Here is a 243-nt window from a genome sequence, read left to right on the forward strand (position 1 = left end):
TCGCGACAGAGAGTGCGTCACCCCACTCTACCGACCCGCTGGCGCCGCCGCCTATCTCCAAGCCATTGACATAGTCGGCGATCGCTTGCTTGATTGAATCGCCGACGGTTGTGGTGTAGCCCGTCAGGGCCTTGATCGTCACCTCGACAGTGATCGCAGCGTCCGTCGGGCGGAAGAAGCTAATCGGATGTGCGATCCCATAGATGTCCGTCACGATCTCGGTCGTGGTGCCATAGGTGCCCG

General features: G+C 60.9%; 1 protein-coding gene. It reads right to left on the reverse strand.

Annotated features, from left to right (window positions below):
• A partial coding sequence (locus ACM0OW_RS25895) for a hypothetical protein (protein ID WP_414553591.1) occupies nucleotides 1-243 on the reverse strand: 243 nt, incomplete at both ends.

Origin of the sequence: Anabaena sp. CCY 0017 (genome assembly GCF_963920885.1) — a bacterium.
GTDB lineage: Bacteria > Cyanobacteriota > Cyanobacteriia > Cyanobacteriales > Nostocaceae > Nodularia.